General features: G+C 70.9%; 17 protein-coding genes. 3 read left to right on the top strand and 14 right to left on the bottom strand.

Translation table 11 applies throughout. The features are described 5' to 3' along the window. Positions 1 to 22 precede the first annotated feature (22 nt). The 4 genes from ACLQ2O_RS05650 to ACLQ2O_RS05635 are packed head-to-tail and all read right to left on the bottom strand — an operon-like array spanning position 23 to position 7,351. Positions 23 to 2,215 carry an IlvD/Edd family dehydratase gene (locus ACLQ2O_RS05650; protein WP_425827894.1) on the bottom strand — a complete coding sequence of 731 codons (2,193 nt, stop codon included), beginning with the start codon at positions 2,213 to 2,215 and terminating at the stop codon, positions 23 to 25. Continuing rightward, positions 2,212 to 3,666, bottom strand: a complete 1,455-nt coding sequence (locus ACLQ2O_RS05645) for an aldehyde dehydrogenase (NADP(+)) (protein WP_425827892.1) — start codon at positions 3,664 to 3,666, stop codon at positions 2,212 to 2,214. Before ACLQ2O_RS05645 ends, ACLQ2O_RS05650 begins: the two co-directional genes overlap by 4 nt. Then, positions 3,663 to 4,553, bottom strand: coding sequence for a fumarylacetoacetate hydrolase family protein (locus tag ACLQ2O_RS05640; RefSeq protein ID WP_425827890.1), 891 nt, complete (start codon positions 4,551 to 4,553; stop codon positions 3,663 to 3,665). Before ACLQ2O_RS05640 ends, ACLQ2O_RS05645 begins: the two co-directional genes overlap by 4 nt. A gap of 11 nt (positions 4,554 to 4,564) precedes the next feature. Then, a complete protein-coding gene (locus tag ACLQ2O_RS05635) occupies positions 4,565 to 7,351 on the bottom strand; it encodes a UxaA family hydrolase (protein ID WP_425827888.1) in 2,787 nt (928 codons plus the stop codon). A 125-nt stretch (positions 7,352 to 7,476) separates the two neighbouring features. On the opposite strand from ACLQ2O_RS05635, the gene ACLQ2O_RS05630 reads away from it, so the two are divergent. From ACLQ2O_RS05630 to ACLQ2O_RS05620, 3 genes are all read left to right on the top strand, one after another. Continuing rightward, on the top strand, positions 7,477 to 8,163 hold the full coding sequence (locus ACLQ2O_RS05630; RefSeq protein ID WP_425827886.1) for a GntR family transcriptional regulator: 687 nt from the start codon (positions 7,477 to 7,479) through the stop codon (positions 8,161 to 8,163). A 92-nt stretch (positions 8,164 to 8,255) separates the two neighbouring features. Next, positions 8,256 to 9,152, top strand: coding sequence for a hypothetical protein (locus ACLQ2O_RS05625; RefSeq protein ID WP_425827884.1), 897 nt, complete (start codon positions 8,256 to 8,258; stop codon positions 9,150 to 9,152). 100 nt (positions 9,153 to 9,252) lie between these two features. Continuing rightward, on the top strand, positions 9,253 to 10,698 hold the full coding sequence (locus tag ACLQ2O_RS05620; protein ID WP_425827882.1) for a hypothetical protein: 1,446 nt from the start codon (positions 9,253 to 9,255) through the stop codon (positions 10,696 to 10,698). Positions 10,699 to 10,751: 53 nt separating this feature from the next. Here ACLQ2O_RS05620 and ACLQ2O_RS05615 read toward each other — a convergent pair whose 3' ends face one another. The 10 genes from ACLQ2O_RS05615 to ACLQ2O_RS05570 form a co-directional block, all read right to left on the bottom strand. Continuing rightward, entirely contained in the window at positions 10,752 to 12,362 is a 1,611-nt protein-coding gene (locus ACLQ2O_RS05615) for a phosphodiester glycosidase family protein (RefSeq protein ID WP_425827880.1), read from the bottom strand. A 1,702-nt stretch (positions 12,363 to 14,064) separates the two neighbouring features. Then, positions 14,065 to 15,255, bottom strand: a complete 1,191-nt coding sequence (locus ACLQ2O_RS05610; protein ID WP_425827878.1) for a Gfo/Idh/MocA family protein — start codon at positions 15,253 to 15,255, stop codon at positions 14,065 to 14,067. Positions 15,256 to 15,327: 72 nt separating this feature from the next. After that, positions 15,328 to 16,005, bottom strand: a complete 678-nt coding sequence (locus ACLQ2O_RS05605) for a glycerophosphodiester phosphodiesterase (protein ID WP_425827876.1) — start codon at positions 16,003 to 16,005, stop codon at positions 15,328 to 15,330. Positions 16,006 to 16,093: 88 nt separating this feature from the next. Beyond that, positions 16,094 to 17,416 carry an ABC transporter substrate-binding protein gene (locus tag ACLQ2O_RS05600; RefSeq protein WP_425827874.1) on the bottom strand — a complete coding sequence of 441 codons (1,323 nt, stop codon included), beginning with the start codon at positions 17,414 to 17,416 and terminating at the stop codon, positions 16,094 to 16,096. Next, the gene (locus tag ACLQ2O_RS05595) at positions 17,413 to 18,228 is read right to left on the bottom strand and encodes a carbohydrate ABC transporter permease (RefSeq protein ID WP_425827872.1); all 816 of its coding nucleotides are present in this window, start codon (positions 18,226 to 18,228) and stop codon (positions 17,413 to 17,415) included. Before ACLQ2O_RS05595 ends, ACLQ2O_RS05600 begins: the two co-directional genes overlap by 4 nt. Beyond that, positions 18,225 to 19,175, bottom strand: coding sequence for a carbohydrate ABC transporter permease (locus ACLQ2O_RS05590; protein ID WP_425827870.1), 951 nt, complete (start codon positions 19,173 to 19,175; stop codon positions 18,225 to 18,227). Before ACLQ2O_RS05590 ends, ACLQ2O_RS05595 begins: the two co-directional genes overlap by 4 nt. Continuing rightward, entirely contained in the window at positions 19,172 to 19,972 is an 801-nt protein-coding gene (locus ACLQ2O_RS05585) for an inositol monophosphatase family protein (RefSeq protein WP_425827868.1), read from the bottom strand. The genes ACLQ2O_RS05590 and ACLQ2O_RS05585 overlap by 4 nt, the downstream gene beginning before the upstream one ends. 69 nt (positions 19,973 to 20,041) lie before the next feature. After that, complete coding sequence (locus ACLQ2O_RS05580; RefSeq protein ID WP_425827866.1) at positions 20,042 to 20,734, bottom strand: MgtC/SapB family protein; 693 nt, start codon at positions 20,732 to 20,734, stop codon at positions 20,042 to 20,044. Further along, positions 20,731 to 21,717 carry a 2-hydroxyacid dehydrogenase gene (locus ACLQ2O_RS05575; protein ID WP_425827864.1) on the bottom strand — a complete coding sequence of 329 codons (987 nt, stop codon included), beginning with the start codon at positions 21,715 to 21,717 and terminating at the stop codon, positions 20,731 to 20,733. Before ACLQ2O_RS05575 ends, ACLQ2O_RS05580 begins: the two co-directional genes overlap by 4 nt. A gap of 42 nt (positions 21,718 to 21,759) precedes the next feature. Beyond that, a complete protein-coding gene (locus tag ACLQ2O_RS05570; protein ID WP_425827862.1) occupies positions 21,760 to 23,211 on the bottom strand; it encodes an FGGY family carbohydrate kinase in 1,452 nt (483 codons plus the stop codon). Position 23,212 lies beyond the last annotated feature (1 nt).

Genomic DNA, 23,212 nt, shown 5'->3' with positions numbered 1-23,212 from the left:
CGGGCGGTGTCGTCGGCGCTCATCAGTGACTCTGTCTCGCGACGGCCGAGCCGGTCTTGCCGATCAGGAAGTCCAGGTCGCAGCCCTGGTTGGCCTGGGTGACGTGCTCGACGTACAGCTTCGCCCAGCCACGGCCGGTCGGTGCCGCGGGCGGTTGCCAGTCGGCTCGGCGCTTGGCGAGTTCCTCGTCCGACACGTCCAGGTGCAGTCGGCGAGCCGGCACATCGAGCTCGATCCAGTCACCAGTGCGGACCAGCGCCAACGGCCCACCGACCGCCGCCTCGGGCGTAACGTGCAGCACCACAGTCCCGTACGCCGTACCGCTCATCCGTGCGTCCGAGATCCGCACCATGTCGTCGACACCGATCTCCGCCAGCTTGCGCGGGATCGTCATGTTGCCGACCTCCGGCATCCCCGGGTAGCCGCGCGGCCCGGAGTTCTGCAGCACCAGCACGGTGTCCTCGTCGACGTCCAGGTCCGGGTCGTCGACGGCCTTGTCGTACTCCTCGATGCTGCTGAACACCAGCGCCTTGCCCCGGTGCTGCAGCAACCGCTCCGACGCCGCCGACTGCTTGACCACAGCACCGTCCGGCGCGAGATTCCCCTTCAGTACGGCGGTTCCCGCGCCGCTGCCGAGCGGGTTGCCGACCGGGCGGATCACCGGGTGCGCCGGCGCGCCTTCCTGCCCGCTCCAGTCGGTGCGCTCCGCGCGGGCGACGTTCTCGCCGATGCTCTTGCCGGTCACGGTGATCGCGTCGGCCTTAAGCAGCGGCAGGATCTCCTTCATCACCGCGGGCAGGCCGCCGGCGTAGTAGAAGTCCTCCATCAGGTACTTGCCCGACGGCTGCAGGTCCACCAGCCACGGCACGCCGCGCGCCCACTCGTCCATGTCGTCCAGCGTCAGCTCGACGCCGACGCGGCCGGCGATCGCCAGCAGGTGGATGACCGCGTTGGTCGAACCGCCGATCGCAGCGTTCGCCCGGACGGCGTTCGCGAAGGCGTCGCGGGTGAGGATGTCGCTCGGCTTGAGGTCCTCCTCGACCATCTTCACGATCCGCTGGCCGGCCTGCTGGGCGATCGAGTACCGACGGGAGTCGACGGCCGGGATCGCGGCGGAACCGGTCAGCTGCAGGCCGAGCGCCTCGGCCATGCAGGCCATCGTGGACGCCGTGCCCATCGTCATGCAGTGGCCGTTGCTGCGGGACATGCCGGACTCGGCGGCCGCGTAGTCCTCCTCGGTCATCCGGCCGGCGTTGCGGTCCTGGGTGAAGCGCCAGACCGCCGTACCGGAGCCGATGTCGCAGCCGCGGAACTTGCCGTTCAGCATCGGGCCGCCGGTCACCACGAGCGTCGGCAGGTCGACGCTCGCCGCGCCCATGATCGAGCCGGGCGTCGTCTTGTCGCAGCCGGTCAGCAGGATCGCGCCGTCGATCGGGTTGCCGCGCAGGGACTCCTCGACGTCCATGCTGAGCAGGTTGCGGAACAGCATGGCGGTCGGGCGGAGCATGGTCTCGCCGAGCGACATCACCGGGAACTCCAGCGGGAACCCGCCCGCCTGCCAGACGCCCCGCTTCACGGACTCGGCGAGGCGACGAAGGTGCGCGTTGCAGGGCGTCAGCTCGGACCAGGTGTTGCAGATGCCGATGACGGGCCGCCCGTCGAACACCTCGTCCGAGAACCCCTGCGCCCGCATCCACGACCGGTGGATGAACCCGTTCCGGTCCTTCTCCCCGAACCAGTGATCAAAACTCCGCCGACCGGTCTCGCCGTGCCCGGCGGCGCTGAGCGGCTCGCCAGCGGGTCGGCCGGTCTTCTCCGGAGTCGGCTCGCCTTCGGCATCGGCCGGGAAAGAGGAGGAGGAAGCCGGTCCGCCCGGCCTGCCTTCGGCGGCCGGAGATCCACCCGGCTCGCCTGCGGCATCGCGCCCGAGGGAGGGGGTGGAAGAGCCGCCCGCCCCCGCCTTGCCTCCGGCGGCGGGAGATCCCGCACCGGCTGCGCCGGCCGGCCCACCGCCGCCGCCCGCGGACCCGACGCTGCCCGCAGCGCCCTGCTCGCCCTCGGCACCCTCAGCGGACCCTGCCGATCCACCAGGGCCTCCCGCCGACGAACCTGCTCCTACGGGCGCGACTCCGCTGGCAGGGGAAGGCGCAGCCGGCTCTCGGTCAGCCGGAGTGTTGATGTCGTTGGGGTCGTCGGTCGGGGGCAGGTCCGTCATCGAGAAACCTCCGCGGTGGTGATCGTCCCGTTGATCCGGCGGCTGATGCCGGCCGGGTTGTTGTCCTGGAGTACGGCGGGCAGGACCACGTCGGGCGTGTCCTGGTAGGCGACCGGGCGCTGGAAGCGGCGGGCGGCGGTGACGCCGACGCTGGTGTGGATCGAGCCGACCGTCGACGGGAACGGGCCGCCGTGGTGCTGGGCCCAGGAGACGGCGACGCCCGTGGGCCAGCCGTTCCACAGGACACGGCCGGCGCGGGCCGTGAGCAGCGGGAGGAGGCGGGCGGCCAACTCCGCATCAGAATCTTCCGCATGCAGCGTGGCGGTCAGGTTGCCGCCGAAAGCCTCGATCCCCGCGACCAGCTCGTCCACCGACGCGTACTCGACGACGATCGACACCGGACCGAAGCACTCCTCGAGGATCTCGTCCGACCGCGCGACCAGCTCGGCGACAGTTGTCTGCAGCAACGTCGCGCCGCCGCCCTCGCTCCACACCCGCAGCCCGTCGACCTTGCGCAGCCGGTCGAGCCCGGACGAGAAGCCCTCGGCGATCCGCTCGTTCAGCATCGTCGCCGGAGCAACCCCACCGGTCGCCTCGACGAGCTGCTCCTGCAGCCCGTGCCCGGCCGGGAGGAAGAGCAGCCCGGGCTTCGTGCAGAACTGTCCGACGCCGAGCGTGTACGAGCCGACGTACCCGCTCGCGATGTCCTTGCCGCGAGCATCGATCGCCGCCTGCGTGACGAAGACCGGGTTCAGGCTCCCGAGCTCCCCGTAGAACGGGATCGGCTCCGGCCGCGTCACCGCGATCTCGTGCAGCGCCTTGCCCGCGGGCACCGACCCGGTGAACCCAGCCGCTGTGATCCGCGCGTCCTTCAGCGCCGTCACGCCCACGTCGTACCCCAGGATCAGACCCAGCGTCCCAGCCGGCGCTCCAGCAGCGGTCAGTGCCTCGACCATCACCTCGGCGGTCCGCACGGACAGCTCGGGATGCCCCGGGTGCGCCTTCACGATCACCGGGCAGCCGGCAGCCAGCGCCGACGCCGTGTCCCCACCGCACACACTGAACGCGAACGGGAAGTTGCTCGCAGCAAACACCAGCACCGGCCCGAGCGGCACCAGCACCCGTCGCAGATCCGGCCGCGGCACCGGCTTCGCCTCAGCGTCGGCGGTGTCGATGATCACCTCGAGCAACGAACCTTCTTCGAGCGCGTCGGCGAACATCCGCAGCTGCCCGCTGCTCCGCCCGACCTCGCCCTTCAACCGGGCCTCCGGCAACGACGTCTCCCGCTGCGCGATCGGCACCAGCTCGTCGGACGCCGCGTCCAGCGCATCGGCGACCGCACGGATCCACCCAGCCCGTACGGCGGGCGCCGACGCCGCCAGCGGTGCCGCGGCCTCGGCGGCGTCCGCCAGCGCCTGCTCGAGCTCGGCGGGAGTGGTGTCGCGGGTCATCGGTTCTCCTCCAGAGATTCAGTGGCCAGATAGGCGAACGGTTCACGTCCGACGACCACCGTATTCGTCAGTGTCCCGACGTCGCTGATCGCGATCTCGACCACGTCGCCGGCCTGCAGCGCGAAGTCGAGCTCCGGCACGATGCCGGTCCCGGTGGCCAGGATCACGCCGTCGGGGAAGTCGTTCGGGACGAACAGCACGTCGATCAGGTCCTGCAGCCCGCGGATCAGCTGCGCGGTCGACGTCGTACCGGTGAACACCTCGTCGCCACCACGCCGGATCACCAGGTCGATGGTCAGGTCCTTGGGGTCGGCGACCTCCCAGGCCGGGCGGATCCCGGCGGCCAGCGCGCAACCGCCGGCGAACACCTTGGCCTGCGGGATGTAGAGCGGGTTCTCGCCCTCGATCGAGCGCGAGCTCATGTCGTTGCAGACGGTGAACCCGACGATCTCGCCGTGCGCGTTCGCGACGATCGCCAGCTCCGGCTCCGGTACGTCGTGGCCGGAGTCGACCCGGATGCCGATCTGCTCGCCGTCGGTGACGAGCCGCCAGGCGGGCGACTTGAGGAACAGCTCGGGACGCTCGGCCGAGTAGACCCGGTCGTAGATGTCCTCGTCGCCGCTCTCCTCCATCCGGGCTCCGCGCGAGCGCTCGTACGTGACACCCGCGCACCAGACCTCGCCGCGGCCGTCCAGCGGCGGCAGCAGCTTCACGCCGTCGACCGGGACCGCGTCGCCGGTCTTCGCCACCGCCGCGCGGAACTCCGCCGCGGTCAGCCGGAGCAACTCGGCGAGGTCGGTGACGCCGAGAACCGGTGCCACCGTGTCACCGGTTCGGACGCCGGCCTGCGGACGGCCGCCGGGAGACTGGAATCGGACCACGTGCATGGATTCACCTTTCACATCGACGTCCCGAGCAGACCGCGGGTGATCTGGAAACCTACGTTGCCTGAGGCAACCGCCTTGGGAACCTGGCGGCGGCTCGCGACCGCGGCGATCGCGTCCAGGCCGGTGCGCGCCTGGTCGGCGGCGTCACCGGCCGCGACCGCATCGAGGTCGTCGCCGTACTTGGCGACGGTCTCGGGGTCGCTGCTGAACTCGACGACCGGAACGAAGCGCTGCGCCGACAAGGTGCCGCCGGCAACGTGCGCGAGGATCTGCTGGACACCGCCCGCGCCGAAGCCGGTCGCGGTCTCCATCCAGTCCGTTCCCGGCATCCGCATGACGTGCCAGCCCGGTACGGCGAACCGCTGGCCGTGCGCGACGGTCGGGCCGACCTCCGCTGTCGATCCGAACGCTGCCGTCCGGAAGACCTCGTTCTCGAGCAGTCCACCGCGAGAGGACAGCACCACCGATCCCCCTGCACCGACGATCTCTCCCCCGATCAGCGCGAGCGCCTCGGCGGTCTCGTCGGTCAACGCGCCACGAGCCTCCAGCCCGACGGTCAACGCGCCGACGTCCCCGTCGACCTCGACCGGCGCCGGCAGGGCGAAGCTCCCGAACCACTCACGCACCCGCTCGCCCACCGCGTCGATCCCACCGTCGGCCTGGATGCTCGCCCACCCGAACCGCGAAGGATCCGCGCCCGCTGCGACGAGCTGGGACCGGAAGTAGTCGTTGTGCGTCTTCTCGCACCCGTGCTCCAGCAGGAGCGCCATCCGGGTGTTCGGGTGCAGCAGGTAACCGAGCATCGTCCGAGCAAACGTCTCCTCGGAAGCACCCCCGGAGCTCCCGCACCCTTCGGTGTGCGGCAAGGCAACCATCCGCGTGACGGAGTCGCCGGCCCACCTCTCCAACTCCGCCTGCGCCGACAGCCGCAGCGCGATCATCCCCGAACACAAACTGGTCGGAAGAATGAGCCCCACCGCCTCCGGCAGCAGCCGGTCGTCCACCGACAACAACTGGACCCCTCCCTCGCCCGCGCCTGCGGCGCGGGCGAGGGAGGGGGAAGAGGTAGGGGAGCCGGCCGCCCCCGACACCTGCCCTGCGCCTCCGGCGCGGGCGGCGAGGGGCAGGCCGGGCAGGAGCGCGTCTCGGTCTTCTGCCGGGAGGTCCTCCAGACGACGACTCATGCGGCCGTCGGTGGTGATGGAGATTCCTTCGACGGGGCCCGACTGGCGCCAGTTGCGCCAGATGGAGACCTGGCTGTGGCCGGCGCGTTCACCGGCGGTGGGTTCGCCGGAGGCTACGCGGACGGTGAGGGCGAAGGTGTCCGCGGTGAGGTCGTTCATCGGCGTACCGGTGAGGTAGCGGCCGGCGTCGACGTCCATCTCGGCGTGCAGGTGCTCGTACCGGGTGGTCGTGGTGACGAACTTGAGCGTCGGCACGAACGGGAAGTTGGTGATCGACCCGTTGCCGGTGGTGAAGAAGATCAGGTTGCAGCCGCTGGCGATCTGGCCCGCGACGGACTCCAGGTCGTTGCCGGGGCTGTTCATGAAGAGGTAGCCCGTGCCCGGCAGCGGTTCGGCGTAGTCGATGACGTGGTCGAGCCGGACCTCGCGCGGCAGCTTGCGGGCCGCGCCGATCGACTTGAGCACGATGTTGTAGAGCCCGCGGTACATGTTGCCGCCCGACGGGTTGCCCTCCGCGGTGTGCCCGTGCCAGCCGACCCGGTCCTTGAACGACTGGACCAGCGACAGGAACCGCCGCGCCGTGCCGAGGTCGCGCACGTTCTTCAGCACGTACCCCTCGGCGCCGATCAGCTCGTCGGTCTCTGCGAGCACCGCCGCGCCACCGTGCCGGATCACCTCGGCGCCGACGTTGCCCGCGAGCGGGTTCGCCGAGATCCCGGAGAAGGCGTCCGACCCGCCGCACTGCAGCGCGATCAACAGGTCGGCCAGCGGCACCTCGACCCGCTGCTGCGCGTCGACCACCGGCAGCCACGGCTCGATCAGCTTGCCCGCCGCGGTCAGATCAGCCTCGAACCCACCAGCGCGAGTGAAATAGGCATGCGGAACCTTCAGCGCCGGATACCCCTGCGCCTCCACGAACTCCCGGATCGCCTGCCCCGAGACCACGTCCTCCTCGGTGTCCACGATCAGCACCGCCCCGACGTTCGGGTTCAGCGCGAACCCGGCCAGCGTCGCGAGCAGGAAGTCCAGGTTGTTCGGCGTACCGTCCTCGCCGCCCTCGGTGTGCGCGACCGGTACGACGCCGTCGCCGGCCGCCGCGCCGTCGAAGCGCCGGGCCAGCTCGGTGACGAACCCGCTCGACCGCGAGCTCGTCGCCATCAGTACGACGTGGTTCCGCGTGCCCGCCGGGCCCTGCTCGCGCGGGAACCCGAGGAACGTGCCCGGCTGCTCGACCGAGGTGATCTGGCGGCCGAAGTGGAGCGCGTTCTCGTCCAGCTCGTACGGGTCGAGCGACTCGTTGCTCGCGGACGCCTCGGTCGGCAGCCCCACGACGCCGCCGCGGGCGCTGACGGCGGCCAGGCTGGGCGGCGTACAGACGTAGTCGCCGACCCGCAGATCACGCAGGGCCCGGGCGAACGGCGTCTGCCAGGACGTGATCGCCTCGCCCTCGCGCACCGGCCGGACGATGATCCGGTGCCCTTCGAGCACGGTGTGCGGCAGCGTCACCGGCGTACCGTCGAAGTCGATCACGGTCCCGGCCTCGAGCCGGCGGGAGCAGATCGCCGCGTTGTCCGCCGGTTCCGGCAGGACCCCGATCTCGTCGAACCTCAGCATCGCCTCTCCCAAACCCCGGGTGCTAGCAGCCGGACAGCAAATCGTGCATGATGCATGATTACGACCGTAACCCTGCCTAATCGCCGAGGCTGGGTCAAGGGCGGGACCACCCTGTGGAGAGGCCGATGACGGACATCCTGGAGCCGCACGACCGGCGGCTGCTGCGCCGGCAGATGCTGGCGGACGACGTCTACGAGGCGATCAAGACGATGCTGATGGACCACACGATCCGGCCCGGCGGGCGGATCTCCATCGACGGGCTCGCGCGGGAGTTCCAGGTCTCGTCGACGCCGGTCCGTGAGGCGCTGGCCCGACTGGAGTCGGAGGGGCTGGCCGACAAGGAGCCGCTCAAGGGATACCGGGCGACGCCGCTGCTGACGCTCGAGGAGTTCGAGGACCTGTACTCGTTCCGCCGGCTGCTGGAGCCGTGGGCCGCGCGCCGCGCCGCCGAGCTGATCGACGACACCGGGCGGGAGCGTCTCGCCGCCGAGCTCTCGACGGCGGTCGAGCCGACCTCAGTGGATTACGCCGGCTACAAGTCGCTGACCGCGCACGACAACCGGTTCCACACTTTGATCGCCGAGCTGTCCGGCAGTGAGCAGGTCCGGCTCGCGTTCGAGCGCACCCACTGCCATCTGCACATCTTCCGCCTGCACTACGACCGCGACACCGGGCCGGAGGTCCTGGTCGAGCACCGCCACCTGGTCGAGGCGATCTGCTCCGGCGACCCGGGCGCCGCCGAGGCGTCGATGACCCAGCACCTGATCAACTCGATGTCGCTCCGGCTGCGCGGAATCTACGACCAGCCGTAGAAAGTCTCACCGAACACCTATCCGGTCAGCGACCGGCCCCGAAGTCGTCGTGTCAGGGAACACCGGACGACGTTCTGGGGACGTGAGACGCCATGACCGCACCGAGCCGCCGCTTGCCGCGGTCCGTGCTCTGGGCGCTCGGCCTCTTCGCCGGTACGACGGCCGCCGTCATCCTGTCCGCCTCCTCGGCCTCGGCGTCTCCCGAGCCCCCCGGCGAGCACCTGCTCCCCGCGACGATCGGCGCGGTGACCGACACGGTCACCCCGGTCCGCGAGCAGGTGGTCCGCCCGACTCTGCAGCCGGTCACGGACAAGGTCCTCCGCCCCACCCTCAAGCCCGTCGCCGACAAGGTCCTGCGTCCCGCGCTGAAGCCGGTGACCGACAAGATCCTGCGTCCCGCACTCAAACCGGTCACCGACAAGATCCTGCGCCCCGCACTCAAACCGGTCACCGACAAGATCCTGCGCCCCGCACTCGAACCGGTGGCCGAGCGGATCCTGCGCCCGGTCACCGACCGGCTCGTCCAGCCGCCGGCCGCGAGGCCCGCGATCGTGGCCTCGACGTCATCGCTGGACAAAGCAGTGCCGACCCCGCAGCCTCCGGCGGCCAAGGCCTCGCCCAAGGCGACCGGACCGGCTCCGAAGCACCTGGCCCCGAGCGAGCCGCACGCTCGCTCAGCGGCGACCAAGTCGTCGCTGTCCGACAAGGTCCGGCTCGTCAGCGGCGCTGGGGCTCCGGCGTACGCCATTCCCGCCTTCGCCATCCCCCAGCCGGCTGACCACTCACCCGCTCCGCACTGGCCCTCCCCTGCCGCACCCTCCGCGCCGACTCAGGTGCTGTCCGGCGGGTCCGGCTCGATGATCGCCAAGAAGTTCGCCGTACTGGGCGGCATCGCACCCCAGCAGTTCGCCGTCACCGGTCGCGTGACCACCGACGCCGACCTGATCGGTCCCGCTCCGGGCGAGCGCCCCGGGACCACCCCCGACTGACCTTCCCGTTCGAACCCGCACCCGGCCCCACCTCGGCCGGACCCGCACGAGCGACGGTTCCCCCCGTCGTCCCTCGAACGAACTACGGAAGGTTTCACCCATGAACGTGTGGATCAAGCGATCCCTCAGCACCGCCGCGGTCGCGGGCGGTCTCTTCATCGCCGGTGCCGCCGTGGCCCAGGCCTCCACCGAGACCGGCCACGCCGACAACTCGGGCTCGGCCTCCCTCTCCAGCCCGCTCGAGATCGGTTCGATCGGCCTCGGTCTGCAGAGCGAGTCGTCGTCGAAGCACAGCTCGACCGTCACCAAGACCGGCAAGCACGGTACGGCGACCACCACCAAGGAGTCGGCGAGCGGCCGCAAGGACGCGCTCGGCCTGAGCACCGGCAAGATCTCGATCGACCCGAGCGCGACCCTGAAGAGCGTGACGAAGTCCTCCGGCCACAAGTCCGACGAGAGCGTGAAGGGCTCGGCCAAGCAGCACACCAGCGGCTCGATCAAGGCGCCGATCTCGATCGGCGGCGCGCAGCTGACGACCGAGCACGAGGACTGGTCGGCCACCTCGAAGAAGACCGTGGTCAAGGGCAAGCACGGCACGAGCACCTCGGAGCAGTCCAAGGAGCACGCTTCGAAGACCGGTACGTCGGTCGGTGTCGGTGAGCTGAAGGTGAACCCGCAGGGCTCGTTCGACAGCCACAAGTCGATCGCCGGCTGGTTCGGCGAGGACGGCGCGGGCGTCGTCGGCGCGAAGGCCGGCAGCACCGTGAAGGGCTCGTCGCCGATCTCGTTCGGTGGCGTGACCGCGAAGACCTCGCACCAGGAGGCGTCCACCGCGCACCGCGCGGAGACCGTCACCACCAAACGCGGGACCTGGACCGAGGAGCACTCGTCGGAGCAGATCTCCAGCACGGACGCCGGCCTGGCCGTCGGTCGTTTCACCGCCGACCCGAAGGCCGTGCTGACCGACCGTCGCGGCGGGTTCTTCGCGACCGACGGTGACGACAAGGTCGTTGCCGGCAGCACCAGCAAGACCACGGGCAAGCTCGCCGCGCCGTTCCACTTCGACGGCGTCAGCGGTTTCGTCTCGCAGGCGCAGGCCTCGAAGACGTCCGACAGCAAGGCGTTCGAGAACGAGCACGGCAGCGTCAGCAAGACCGTGACCAAGGAGTCGGCGTCGCACCAGGCGATCGCCGGGAAGTCCGGCGCGATCAGCGGCCGCCCGTCGCTCAGTCTCGTTGACCAGCGCAACGACCTGTTCGCCACCGACGGTGATGACACCGTGGTCCTGTCCGACCGCAAGACGGTCGCGCACTCGGCCTTCCCGTACTCGTACGACGGCTTCGCGCTGGCCGGTGACTTCGGCCAGTCGACCGCGAAGACGGTGACCGAAGAGGTTGCCGACCACAACGGCACCACCACCCGCACGGAGTCCGACGAGCAGGCCGAGCGCGTTCAGCCGGCGTACGTCTTCGACGGCTTCCGCGGCAACCCCAAGGGCGACTTCGACCTCGCCGAGCTGACCAGCCTGAAGCACCTGAACAGCTGATCCACTGACGAGGGGCCGGGACGGAGGTAACTCCGCCCCGGCCCTCGGTTGTTCTAGCGCGTGATCACCAAGGCGTCGCCGACCGGGCGCTCCCCGGTCGCGTCCGACGGCGTGTTCAGCACCTTGCCGTTGGCAACCATCGTGGTGGAGCCACCACCGTCGAGGTTGATGGCTTCGCGCAGGCCGAAGGACTTGGCGACCGCTGCCGCCTCGCCGATGCCCAGGCCGAGGCTGCCGACACCGCGGCCGTCGGCGGTGATCAGCACCGAACGACCCTGGTTGTCGACGCCGGCGATCGTGCGCGGGTTCCGCTTGTGCACCCAGCCGTAGTAGAAGTTCACGTTGTCGTCCGGCGCCATCCCGTCCGCTTTCACCGTCCCGGTCACCCGGCCGTCGCGCACCAGCTCAGGCCCACCGTTCACGATCGTCGTCTTCGGCGACAACCGCACGTCACGACCCCGTAGGTCGGTCAGCGCCGCCCTGATCTCCAGCCGCTTGCCGACCTTCGCCGCCGCGAGCAACCCGGCGACCTGCTTGCCGGTCGCCTGCACGGTCCGCCCGCCCTCGGGGATCGCACCGCCGCGCGCCGTCGGACGGATCGCCGTCACCACACTGCGCCGGTCCACGATCACCTCGGCGCCCAGACCACTCGGCGTCGCCACCCCGTACGACGCGTCGTACGCGATCAGCTCGTCGGCGTCCGTGCAGGTCACGTCGTGCAGCGGCTTCGCCGTCGGCAGGTCGTCGCTGGTGCCGCCGCAGTTGCGGATCAGCCCCGGGACGCGGTTGAGCCCGTCGAGCGGCAGCGGGCGGCCGAGCCCACGGACTTCACCGTGCCAGCGGAACCGTTCGACGGACGTCCCTCGGGAGCCGAGCACCAGCGCGGGACGGCCGGCTGTCGGCTCGCTGACCAGGCGTCCGTCGTACACGGCAACTCCGGCGGGATCACCCGGCGCGCCCGCCTTCGGATCGAGCACGAAGAACCCGGCGTTCACCGCGGCCGTCGCACCGGTCAGAGTCGCCAGCGTGCTGGTCGTCTCGCGCGCCTCCAGATCAAGCCCGTACGACGCGTCGAGCGTGCCGCGGAACTTCTTCGGGTCGATCGTCAGCACCTGGACCGTCCACGGCCCGGTCGATCCGCTCACGTCGTCGGGCTCGCCGTCCCAGCCGGTGTAGATGCTCGAGCCGCTCAGCCCGGCCGCGATCACCTTCGTCCGCAGCGCGTCCGCCTCGGCCTTGGTCGCGAACGTGCCGAGCCGCACGCGCCAGCCGAGGTTGCCTCCCCCGGCGTCGGCCAGCTTCGGGGTCGGTACGTCCTCGATCCGCGACTCGAGCCCAGCCGCCTTGAGCTTCGCCGCGGCGACGTCGGCTCCGGCCTTGTCGGACAGCGCGGTCGCCGGCGCGTCGGGGTCGGGCGAGCTGGACGGGATCGCGACCTCGACGGTCCAGGTCGAGCCCGGGCCGGTCTGACCACGGGTGATCTTGGTCAGCGTCACGCCGGGCTGCAGGGTGCTGCTCACCCGCGACTCGGGCAGGTCAGCTGGTCCGAGCGGGAGATGAGCAGGCGTATGAGAGGACGGCGCGGCCGCGGCGCCCAGGCCACCGACGGCCAGGGACAGCACGAGCAGGGCGGAGCCGGACAGGGCGGTACGGCGAAGGGTCATACGTAGTTCCTATGTCAACCGCCAACCACCCGCAAGGACTCCTGGTGAAGAACCAACAGTCACCGGACGGCTGACCGGTCCCGACCGACAGGAGGTCTCCGGCCCGCCGAGCAGCCGGGCACCGGGTCACGCCTGGAGCTTGCCCGCGCAGCGCTCCCGAAGGTGAGACATCCTGTCGCTCGGCACCCAAAGTCAGGCCGGGGTGTCGCCCTGGTCTCCAACTGGACTCCGCCCACCACCGCCCCTGCCTGCTCCCCCTCCCCGGCGCCGCCCCGCCCAGCCCCTTCCCTGCGCCACCCCGCCCATCCGCGGCGCCGCCCGCCCGCTCAGCCCATCCCCATCCCGACCCGGCTGTCCGGCGCCAGCCAGCCCGCCCGCCAGTTGGAGGGTTAACGCCTTTGCTGGTGGGTTCACACCCCGCATGCAGGGAGTGAACCCACCAGTTGAAGGGTGAACCCCCGAAATGCGGCGGAGCGCGGCACCGGAGCGGGAATGAGGACACGGAGAGGTGAGAGCACGGGGACGCGGGAGGCGGCGGGCGCACGGCGCGGGGCGCAGGAGGCGGCGGGGCGCGGTGCGCGAGACGCGGGAGGCCGCCGGCGCGGGGCGCGGCCGGCGGGCGTGGTGCACGGCAGGCGGACGGGGGAAGCGGGAGGCGACAGGCGCGGGGCGCGGGGAGGCAGTGGGCCCGCGACGCGGTGCGCGGGCGGCGGGCGCGGTACACGGGAGGCGCGCGGCGCGGGAACCGGGAAGCACCGGGCGCGCGGCGCGGTGCGCCAGGAGGCGCGGGAGGCGGGAGGCGGCAGGCACGGGGCGCGGGAGGCAGTGGGCCCGCGACGCGGTGCGCGGGCGGCGGGCGCGGGAGGCGCGGCGCGGGAGGCGGGAGGCGGGAAGCGCCGGGCGCGCGCCGCGGTGCGCAGGAGGCGCGGGAGGCGGCAGGCGCCGGGCGCGGGAGGCAGTGGGCCCGCGACGCGGTGCGCGGGCGGCGGGCGCGGGAGGCGCGGCGCGGGAGGCGGGAACCGGGAAGCGCCGGGCGCGCGGCGCGGTGCGCGGGAGGCGGGAGGCGGGAGGCGGCGGGCGCGGGAGGCGGCAGGCGCGGGGCGAGAGAGACGCGGGAGCCCGCCGGCGCGGCGCGGTGCGCGGCCGGCGGGCGTGGTGCACGGCAGGCGGACGGGGAGGCGACCGGCGCGGGAGGCAGTGGGTCCACGGCGCGGTGCGCGGGAGGCGCGGGAGGCGGGAGGCGCGGGAGGCGGCAGACGCGGGGCGAGAGAGACGCGGGAGCCCGCCGGCGCGGCGTGGTGCGCGGCCGGCGGGCGTGGTGCGCGGCCGGCGGGCGTGGTGCGCGGCCGGCGGGCGTGGTGCACGGCAGGCGGACGGGGAGGCGACCGGCGCGGGAGGCAGTGGGTCCGCGGCGCGGTGCGCGGGAGGCGCGGGAGGCGGGAGGCGGCAGGCGCGGGAGGCGGCAGACGCGAGGCGAGAGAGACGCGGGAGCCCGCCGGCGCGGCGCGGTGCGCGGCCGACAGGCGTGGTGCACGGCAGGCGGACGGGGAGGCGACCGGCGCGGGAGGCAGTGGGTCCGCGGGAGGCGGGAGGCGGGCGCGGAGCGCGGGGGCGGAGCTGGGCTCGGGCCTGGGCTCCGCCTGAGAGTCTGGGAAATGATGGCGCGGCCGCCCCGCGGTGGTGTCCCGGGGCGGCCGCGTGATCAGGCCGGGGCGTTGCCGTGGTCGGGGATCTGCAGCTGGACGCCGCCCTGCAGCGCCGACTGGTGTGCGTAGATGCCGGGCAGCGTGAAGCGGGCCGCGACCCAGGCGTTGACCGGCGGGATCTTCTGGTCGACGACCGCGCGGACGAAGTCGTCGGCGAGGAAGTGGTGCGAACCTTCGTGCCCGTTGTGCAGGCCCGCGAACTCGGCAGGCAGCCGCGAACGGTCGTGCACCGGCGACAGGCCGGACAGGAACGCGTCGCGCAGGGCCGGGTCCACGTTGTCGAGGTCCTCGGCGTTGCCGCTCGGCTTGGTCTCCATCAGCTGGCTGATGTCCTCGACCCCCTCCTTGGTCTGCCAGACCGTGGTGGTGGCGAGCTGCTCGAAGCTGCCCTCCGTCCCGAAGACGCGCAGCCGCGACTCGCGGATGTGCGACGGGTAGCCGACGCGGCGCATCTCGTTGGTCCGCATCACGCCGCCGTCGGCGAGCGTGAACAGGGCGGTCGCGTTGGAGAAGTCGTTGTCGAACTGGCTGACCGACTTGTCGAACACCCCGTCGCCGCGGTCGTCCTTCACGCCGACGCAGGACACGTGCGTGGCGTGCTGCCCGGTCACCGACAGCACGTTGCCGACGGCATGCGTCGGGTAGAGCATGGGCGGGAACGACGCGGTCTTCTTCCAGTCCTCGCCGCCGGAGTACTGGTACGCCGCGTAGAACCCGAGGTCCATGTCGTGCACGTAGTCGCCCTCGGAGTAGAAGACCCGGCCGAAGTCGCCCTTGGCGAGCCGGTCGCGGCAGTACACCGACGACGGGTAGTAGTAGCTGGTCTCGCCCATCATGTAGGTGAGGCCGGTCTCGCGCACCAGCTCGATGATGCGCGCGACCTGGTCGGCCTCGATCGCCATCGGGACCGTCGAGTAGACGTGCTTACCGGCCTCGAGGGCCCTGATCGCCATCTCGCCGTGCAGCCACCGCTGGGTGAAGATCGCGACCGCGTCGACGTCCGAGTCGAGCATGTCCTCGAACGACGAGTGGGTGACCTTCACGCCCTGCTTCTCGGCCATCGCGGCCGTCCGCTCCGGCACCACGTCGGTCAGCCTGACCTCCGTGACGTCGGGGTGCGCGGTCCACAACCGCAGGAACGAGGGGGCGAACTGGCCGGCTCCGACCACACCGATGCTGATGCTCATGACTCAAGGCAATCACACATTTTTGTTCCACGAAAGAACAAATCCGCACGTTGAAATGTGTGATCCAGCCCACTAGCCGAGGTTTTGCAGTCGCTCCGGGTAGTCGGTCGTGATCCCGTCCACTCCCAGCTCGACCGCCCGGGAGAACACGTCGGCGTCCGGCACCGGCCACGCGGTGACCTCGAGCCCCTCCCGGTGCAGCTCGGCCACCCCGTCGACGGACAGCCCGGCGATCCCGCAGAGCGCCCACCCGGCCTCGGCCGCCCGCGTCAGGGCCAGTACGTCGGCGACATCCGGCGTCCGGCCGAAGATCAGGCCGGTCGTTGCCGACGGCATCGCTCGCCGTACGGCGAGCAGGATCTCGGCGCTCGACGACGTCACCATCGTCCGCGCGGCCAGCCCGGGATCGGCCTGCATCGACTCGACCAGCAGCGGGACCGCTGCGGCGGCCTTGACCTCCGCCTGGATCCGGACGCCGATGGTGTCGACCGTCTCCTCCCAGGTCGGGACGAGCTCGCCGAGCCCGGCGTCGAGCTTGCGCAGCGCGTCGAAGGTCAGCTCCGCGACCGCTCCGGTCCCGTTGGTGGTCCGGTCGACCGTCGCGTCGTGCAGCACCACCAGCTCGCCGTCGGCCGTGACCCGCAGGTCCAGCTCGATCTCGTCGCACCCGTCGGCCGTCGCCCGCCGGAACGACCGCAGGGTGTTCTCCGGTTCGTGTCCGAGCGAGCCCCGGTGCCCGGTGATGATCACCGAACCGCCCCCTCACGCCGGTAGTTCACGGTCCGGTAGTTCACAGTGCGGTAGTTCACAGTCCGATGGTCATCAGGCAGGTGGTTGCTCACAGCACCTTCTCCTCGTACAGCCGGGACACTTCCTCGCCGATCGCCTCGAGCCGCCGGGCGACCGACGCGAACACCTTCTTCGGGCCTGCGTTGTCGGCATAGATCTGCTGCAGTCCGGTGTAGATCGCGACGTTCGCGTTCCGCCCGTACAGCCGGATCGCGTCCTGCGGACGGGCGTTCACCAGCTGAGCGATCGCTACCCCGTAGTTCGGCTCGTCGGCGACCAGCTTCTTCAGCGTGGGATCCTCGCGGGCCTTGTCGACCACCGGCAGGTACCCGCTCTGGGCGGTCCACCAGGCCGAGTTCTCCGGCGTCGCCAGGAACTCCAGGAACTTCGCGGCGGCCTGCTTGCGCTCGGGCGAGGCGTTCCGGAACATCCCGATCCCGCCACCACCGGTCGCCAGACCGGCGGCCACCTCGGACGGGATGAACCCCGCGCCGACCTTGAACTTCGCCTTGCTCATCGCGCTCTTCAGGCCGCCGGTGGAGTCCTGGCACATCGCGACCAGCCCGCCGGCGAAGTCCGTCATCGGGCTGCTGGCCATGTAGCCGTGCCCGTCGACGTGGATCAGCTGCCGCTGGAACTCGCCGGCCGCGACCGCGCCGTCCTGGTCGATCGCGACGTCGAGCCCGTTGGAGTACGCGCCGCCGAACTGCCAGACGTTGCCCTGGAACTGCCAGTCGCCGTCCACCTTGGCCAGCGCCAGCGTCCGCATCGGCCGGCCGTTGGCGTCGACCTTCGCGAGCGTGTCACCCCACGAGCGCAGCTCGCTCCAGGTCCGCGGCGCCCGGTCGGGCAGCCCGGCCTTCGCGAAGGCGTCGCGGTTGTAGTAGAGGATCGGCGTGCTGCGGGCGAACGGGACGCACCAGCTCTGCCCCTTCACGACGTACTCGTTGAACAGCTTCTGGTGGAAGACCGCCGGGCCGAACCCGTCGGTGAAGTAGCCGTTCAGCGGTTCCAGCGCGTCGTTGAGGAAGAACCGTTCCCAGGTGACGTCGGACAGTACGGCGAGGTCGGGCGTCTGCCGCGCGATCAGCCCGGCCGCGACCTTCTGCGCGACGTCGTCGTAGCTGCCCTGGAACTGCGCCTCGACGTACACGTCCTTCTGCGACTCGTTGAACTTGGCAACGAGTGTGTCGACCGCCTTGCCGTTCGCACCCCCGTACGACGACCAGAACACGACCCGCGTCCGCCCGGCGTACTGCTTCGGTACGGCGCCGGCCGGCTGCTTGTACTCGGCGTCCGCCGACCGGTAGCCGCACCCGGCCAGCGACGCGGTGGCGGCCAGGCCGAGAAAGGCCCTGCGACGCATGGTCATCCCTTCAACGCTCCTTGGGTGATGCCGCCGACGATGTAGCGCTGGGCGAACAGGAAGATCAGCAGCATCGGCGCGAGCACGAGCAGCGTGCCGGCCATGATCGTTCCCCAGTTCGCCAGCCCCTCCTCGTCCTTCAGGATCAGCAGGCCGATCGGCAGCGTGCGCATGTTGGCGGTGTTGGTGACGATCAGCGGCCAGACGAAGTTGTTCCACTCCTCGACCGCGGTGATCACCACGACGGTGACGAGCATCGGCCGCGACATCGGCAGCACGACCCGCCACAGCGTGCGCAGGTGACCGGCGCCGTCGACCGCGGCCGCGTCGGTGACCTCGCCGGGCAGCGTCAGGAAGTGCTGGCGCATCAGGAACGTCGCGAACGCGGACCCGATGCCGGGGATGATCAGCCCGGCGTAGGTGTTGATCCAGCCCAGCGACGCGACCGTCAGGTAGTTCGGCAGCAGCGTCACGTGGCCCGGCACCATCATCGCGCCGAGGACCAGCAGGAACAGCACCTTCTTGAACGGGAACCGCAGGTAGGCGAACGCGTACGCCGTCAGCACGGCGTTGGCCACCTTGAGGATCGTGCCGATGACGGTGATCACCGTGGAGTTGATGAAGAACCGGTCGAACGGCGCGGCCTCCCACGCCAGCTTGAAGTTGCCCCAGGTGAAGTCGTCGGGCCACCAGACCGGCGGCCACTGGTAGATCTCGGCCGGCTGTTTCACCGCCGCGGAGATCAACCAGTACAGGGGTCCCAGGAAGATCGCCGCGACGCCGAGCAGGACGACGTACTGGACCGCACGCACCTTCATCGGTAGTGCACCCGCCTTTCCATCACGCGGGCCTGGATCGTGGTGACCACCAGCAGGATGACGAACATGATGATCGACAACGTCGCGGCCCGGCCGGCGTTGAACGCCTGGAAGCCCTCGTTGTAGATCGACCAGCTCAGCGTCGTGGTGGCGTCGCCCGGACCGCCACCGGTCATCACGGCGATCACGTCGAAGGCCTGGAAGGTGCCGATCACGGTGGTGATCAGCAGGAAGAAGGAGACCGGCGCGAGCAGCGGCAGCTTGATCGCGCGGAACCGCGTCCAGGTGCCGGCGCCGTCGATCGCGGCCGCCTCGTCGAGCTCCTTGGGCAGTCCCTGCAGGCCGGCCAGGTAGATCAGCGCGGTGAACCCGACGTTCTTCCACAGGTAGACGATGACGAGACCGGGCAGCGCCCAGTCGGAGTTGTTCATCCAGTCCGGCGGTTCGGCGCCGAGCGGCTCGATCAGCGCGCGCATCAGGCCGTAGCCCGGGTCGAAGACGAACAGCCAGATCGTCGCGACCGCGGCACCGGACAGGATGTGCGGCGCGAACGAGATCGTCCGGACCAGCCCGCGGCCCTTCAGCGGCTGGTTGAACAGCACCGCCATCCCCAGGCCGATGATCAGGCTGCCGATCACGATCAGTCCGGTGAACGCCACCGTGATCCCCAGCGTCTTGTGGAACGCGGGGTCGGTCAGCGTGTTCACGTAGTTGTCCAGGCCGACGAAGGTCGGCCGGGCCGCGATCATGTTCCAGTCGGTCAGGCTGAGGAACGCGTTGTAGAGGATCGGCCAGTACGCGAAGACCGCGATCACCAGGAGGTTCGGCGCCACCAGGAGCGCGAACAGCCCGTACTCCCGGCGTCTGCGCCGTCGTCGTTCGTCGGTCCCGGGCGGTTTCACGCCCTCGTCCGGATGTGCCCGCGCAGGCAGGTCCACCACTGTCATGCCACTCGTCTCCTCACCCTGCTCAGCACACCGGCCAAGGCTTCGGCCAGCTCGGGCGGCGCTGCGAGCAGCCCGCCCGGCAACGTCGTTCCCGGTCCCCCGATCGTTCGTGCCCCGGCTTCCCGGGCGATCAGTCCACCGGCCGCCACGTCCCACGGCTGGATCACGTGCTCGTAGTAGGCGTCCGCCGTACCGTCGGCGACCGAGCACAGGTCGAGCGCCGCCGACCCACCCCGCCGAAGATCCCGTACGGCGGGCAGCAGGTGCCGCAGGTACTCGGCCTGCTCCGCGCGCCGCTCGGCCAGGTACGAGAAGCCGGTGGCGACCAGCGCCTCGGCCAGCTTGCGGCCGTCGCGGACCCGGAGGAACCTGCCGTCCCTCGACGCTCCGCCACCCCGCACGGCCGACCAGGTGATCCCGGTCGTCGGCTGGTGGACGACGCCGACCAACGCGCCACGGGTGTCCTGGACGGCGATGCTCACGCACCAGTCCGGTCGCCCGTACAGGTAGTTGACCGTGCCGTCGAGCGGGTCGATCACCCAGGTGAGGCCGGTCGTGGACTTCTCGCGAGCGCCTTCCTCGCCGAGCAGGCCGTCCCCTGGACGCGCGCTCTGCAGACCGTCCACTATGAGTTGCTCGGACGCCCTGTCCGCGGCGCTGACCGGGTCGGTGCCCGAACTCTTGGTCTGTGCGCTCTCCAGCGAGACCTCGTCCTGCCGGGCCAGCAGCTCCGCACCGGCCGCATGGGCCAGACGGGTTGCCAGGCCTAGCAGGTCACGCGGGTCGGGAGTGGACATGTCGGTGAAATTATCACCGAATGATGGGTTCAAACAGTCCTACGATGTGATTTTCTCACTGAATTCACACTAATCCTCGTCAACCCGCAGTCTGACCGCCGTCACACCCTCCACCTCTCCGAGCGCGACCACCAGGTCCTGCAGCGGCGGACGGCCGCGGAACCGCATCGCGGCCCGGACCTGCTGCACGCCGTCCTCACGCCGTACGTCGGTGCCGAGGATCGATGCCTCGAAGCCCATCGCGGTCGCGGTGGACAGGATCGAGCGCAGCACGCCGGAACCGTCCAGGTACCGCACGGTGACGGTCCGGTTGCGGTCCGGCGACGGCAGGAAGCGCGAGATGTGGCCGAAGGCACCGACCGCGACCAGGTGCAGCACGGTCGCAGCGCCCGCGAGCACCGGCATCCCTGCTCCACAAGCCATTCCGATCGCAGCGGTCATCCAGATCGTCGCGGCGGTGGTCAGGCCGCGGACGACGTCGCGGCGCATGAAGATCACGCCGGCGCCGAGGAAGCCGACGCCGGAGACCACCTGGGCGGCGATCCGGGACGGGTCCAGGTTGACGTCCGTCCCCAGGACGGTGGAGAACCCGAACCCGGAGACGAGCGTGAACAGGGCGGCGCCGGTGCCGACCAGGGTGTGCGTGCGCATGCCGGCGCTCTTCTGCTGCAACTGCCGTTCGAGGCCGATCAGCATCGACAGGACGAACGCGATCAGGAGCAGCAGCAGCTCCGTACCGGTGCTGCCGGAGACCAGCTTCATGTCAAGAAGTCTGCAACAGCCTTGGCAGCCAGGCCGGCAGCTCGGTGGGCGGTCTGGCGCGTTGCACCGGCCAGGTGCGGCGTCATGACGACGTTGGGTGCCGTCAGCAAGCGTGAACCCTTGGGGACGGGCTCGACCGGGAAGACGTCGAACGCGGCCGCGCCGAGCTGGCCGGACTCGAGCGCGTCAACAGTCGCGTCGTAGTCGAGCAGGCCACCGCGGGCAGAGTTCACCAGTACGGCGCCGCGCGGCATCCGGGCGATCTGCTCGGCACCGATCATGTTGCGGGTGTCGTCGGTCAGCCGGGCGTGCAGGCTGACCACGTCGGACCTGCGGAGGAGCTCGTCCAGCTCGACCACCTCGATGCCCTGCGGCGGCGCGGTGGCGTCGAGGATCGGGTCGGCCACCAGGACATGGGCGCCGAAGGCAAGCATCACGCGCGCCACCCGGCTGCCGATCGCGCCGTACCCGATCAGTCCGACCGTCGAGCCGTCCAGCTCGCCGCCGCACTCGTCGTACGCGTAGAGGTCGCTGCGCCACTCGCCCTGCTCGAGAGTGCGTTGCAGCTGGGGAAGCTTGCGCAGGGCCCCCATCATCAACGCGATCGCGTGCTCGGCGGCGGCGCCGGCGTTGCGGCCGGGCGTGGAGGCGACCTGCACGCCACGCTTGGTTGCCGCGGGCACGTTCACGTTGACCGGGCCGCCACGGCAGCAGACCAGGAACCGCAGGTCGGGCGCCGCCTCCAGCACCCGCTCGGTGAACGGGCCCATCTGCGTCACCACCAGCTCGATCCCCGGCAGGACCTCGATCAGCGCGTCCTCGACATCACTCGCCTCGTCCACCTCGGCCACCCGCCCGTACGGCGTGAGCGGCCACGGCAGAGTGAGCTCGGTGAACTCGAAGCTCGCGCCAGGGAGCGCGGACAGCTTCTCGGCGAGCAGCTCGTTGCGGACGAAGTGGTCGCCGGCCAGCAAGGTTTTCATCGAACTCCTGAATTCGTCGGGCGGTGGTCCGGACGGCGGCGGTTACGCGGAGGTCCCGGAGGCCGTCGGCTGGTAGGTCGGTGCGGGGTCGGCCCAGCGGGGGCGCGCGGACTCGATCCGGCGCAGGTAGTGCGCGTAGCCCTCGGCGTAGAAGGCCGCGCGGGCCGGGTCGGGATCGATCTGGCGGGTCTCGGCGATCCACTCGTCGCCGACCTCGCCCTGGGTGCGTTTGGCCGCGATCACCGCACCACGGGCCGCGACCTGGGAGGCCTCGGTGGTGTGCAGCGGGGCGTCGAGCACGTCGGCGAGGATCTGGGTCCACTCGTTGCTACGGGCGCCACCGCCGCAGACGGTGACCTTGCCGGTCCAGCCCGCTGCTTCGAGGCAGTGCCTGGCGGCGTACGCGATGCCCTCGCAGGTCGCGCGGAGGAGATCGCCCTGGGTGGTCGACAGCGAGATGCCGTCGAACGTGCCGCGGGCGTTGGTGTCGACGAACGGCGCGCGCTCGCCGGCCTCGGAGAGGTAGGGCAGCACGGTCACGCCGTTGGCGCCCGGCCGGCTGTCGGTCAGGAGCTGCTGCAGCTGCGTGGTCGTCGCGCCGACAAGCTTCAGCACCTGGTCGAGCGCCGCCGTCCCGACCATCGCGGGCATCGCCCGCAGCCAGACTCCGGGCGTCCAGGTGCCGAGGAAGAGGCCCGCCGGTTCGTCGTCCACCGGCAGATCCCGAGTCACCACCTGACAGGCCAGCGTCGTACCGACGGTCAGCAGGGCATCGCCGACCTCGGTCACGCCCGCACCGATCGCCGAGGCCGGGAGGTCGTACGGGCCGGAGGAAACCCGGGTCCCCTTGGCCAGGCCGAGGCTGTCGTCCTGCAGCTCGCCTTCCGGCTTGCCGACCGGCGCGAGCAGGTGGCGCCAGTCCGTCAGGCCGCAGAGCTCCAGCGCCTCCGCGTCGTACTCGCCGGTCCTGGGATCGAGGAACGGCGCCGACGCGTCGGACACATCAGTAGCCCGGACGCCGGTGAGCCGCTGCATGACGACGTCCTTGCAGTACGCCGCCGTGGCCGCCCTGCTGAGCGTCTCGGGTTCCTCAGCAAGCACCGCGGCCAGCAGAGGACCGGAGGCCCCGGGGAACATCCTGTTGCCCGACCGCCGGAAGACCCGCTCCGCAACTCCGCTCTCGGTCCACTCACCGAGGATCGAGCTGCTCCGAGCGTCGAGCCAGGAGATGGCAGGCCTGACCGGGCGCCCGGATTCGTCGACCAGCCACAACCCGTCGCCTTGTCCTGTGATGGCGACAAGATCAGCCTCACTGGCGAGCTCGGCGATCACCTCGTTGACCGAGGCAACTATTTCGTCGGTGTCGTGCTCGAACCGGCCGGGTCCGGGACGAACCAGCCGGGTCGGCCTGGACGCCTCGGCCACCTGCCGGCCGTGGTCGTCGAAGGCGACGGCCTTGGTGACTGTCGTTCCGACGTCGACACCGATGTCCATG

The organism is Kribbella sp. DT2 (assembly GCF_049844575.1).
Taxonomy (GTDB): Bacteria; Actinomycetota; Actinomycetes; order Propionibacteriales; family Kribbellaceae; genus Kribbella.
The sequence above is the reverse complement of the archived record's forward strand: the minus strand, read 5'-3'. Positions and strand labels throughout refer to the sequence as shown.

Coding starts and splice junctions, on each gene's coding strand:
- ACLQ2O_RS05650 (WP_425827894.1), bottom strand. CDS start 2,215: ATGACGGACCTGCCCCCGACCGACGACCCCAACGACATCAACACTCCG.
- ACLQ2O_RS05645 (WP_425827892.1), bottom strand. CDS start 3,666: ATGACCCGCGACACCACTCCCGCCGAGCTCGAGCAGGCGCTGGCGGAC.
- ACLQ2O_RS05640 (WP_425827890.1), bottom strand. CDS start 4,553: ATGCACGTGGTCCGATTCCAGTCTCCCGGCGGCCGTCCGCAGGCCGGC.
- ACLQ2O_RS05635 (WP_425827888.1), bottom strand. CDS start 7,351: ATGCTGAGGTTCGACGAGATCGGGGTCCTGCCGGAACCGGCGGACAAC.
- ACLQ2O_RS05630 (WP_425827886.1), top strand. CDS start 7,477: ATGACGGACATCCTGGAGCCGCACGACCGGCGGCTGCTGCGCCGGCAG.
- ACLQ2O_RS05625 (WP_425827884.1), top strand. CDS start 8,256: ATGACCGCACCGAGCCGCCGCTTGCCGCGGTCCGTGCTCTGGGCGCTC.
- ACLQ2O_RS05620 (WP_425827882.1), top strand. CDS start 9,253: ATGAACGTGTGGATCAAGCGATCCCTCAGCACCGCCGCGGTCGCGGGC.
- ACLQ2O_RS05615 (WP_425827880.1), bottom strand. CDS start 12,362: ATGACCCTTCGCCGTACCGCCCTGTCCGGCTCCGCCCTGCTCGTGCTG.
- ACLQ2O_RS05610 (WP_425827878.1), bottom strand. CDS start 15,255: ATGAGCATCAGCATCGGTGTGGTCGGAGCCGGCCAGTTCGCCCCCTCG.
- ACLQ2O_RS05600 (WP_425827874.1), bottom strand. CDS start 17,416: ATGACCATGCGTCGCAGGGCCTTTCTCGGCCTGGCCGCCACCGCGTCG.
- ACLQ2O_RS05595 (WP_425827872.1), bottom strand. CDS start 18,228: ATGAAGGTGCGTGCGGTCCAGTACGTCGTCCTGCTCGGCGTCGCGGCG.
- ACLQ2O_RS05590 (WP_425827870.1), bottom strand. CDS start 19,175: ATGACAGTGGTGGACCTGCCTGCGCGGGCACATCCGGACGAGGGCGTG.
- ACLQ2O_RS05585 (WP_425827868.1), bottom strand. CDS start 19,972: ATGTCCACTCCCGACCCGCGTGACCTGCTAGGCCTGGCAACCCGTCTG.
- ACLQ2O_RS05580 (WP_425827866.1), bottom strand. CDS start 20,734: ATGAAGCTGGTCTCCGGCAGCACCGGTACGGAGCTGCTGCTGCTCCTG.
- ACLQ2O_RS05575 (WP_425827864.1), bottom strand. CDS start 21,717: ATGAAAACCTTGCTGGCCGGCGACCACTTCGTCCGCAACGAGCTGCTC.
- ACLQ2O_RS05570 (WP_425827862.1), bottom strand. CDS start 23,211: ATGGACATCGGTGTCGACGTCGGAACGACAGTCACCAAGGCCGTCGCC.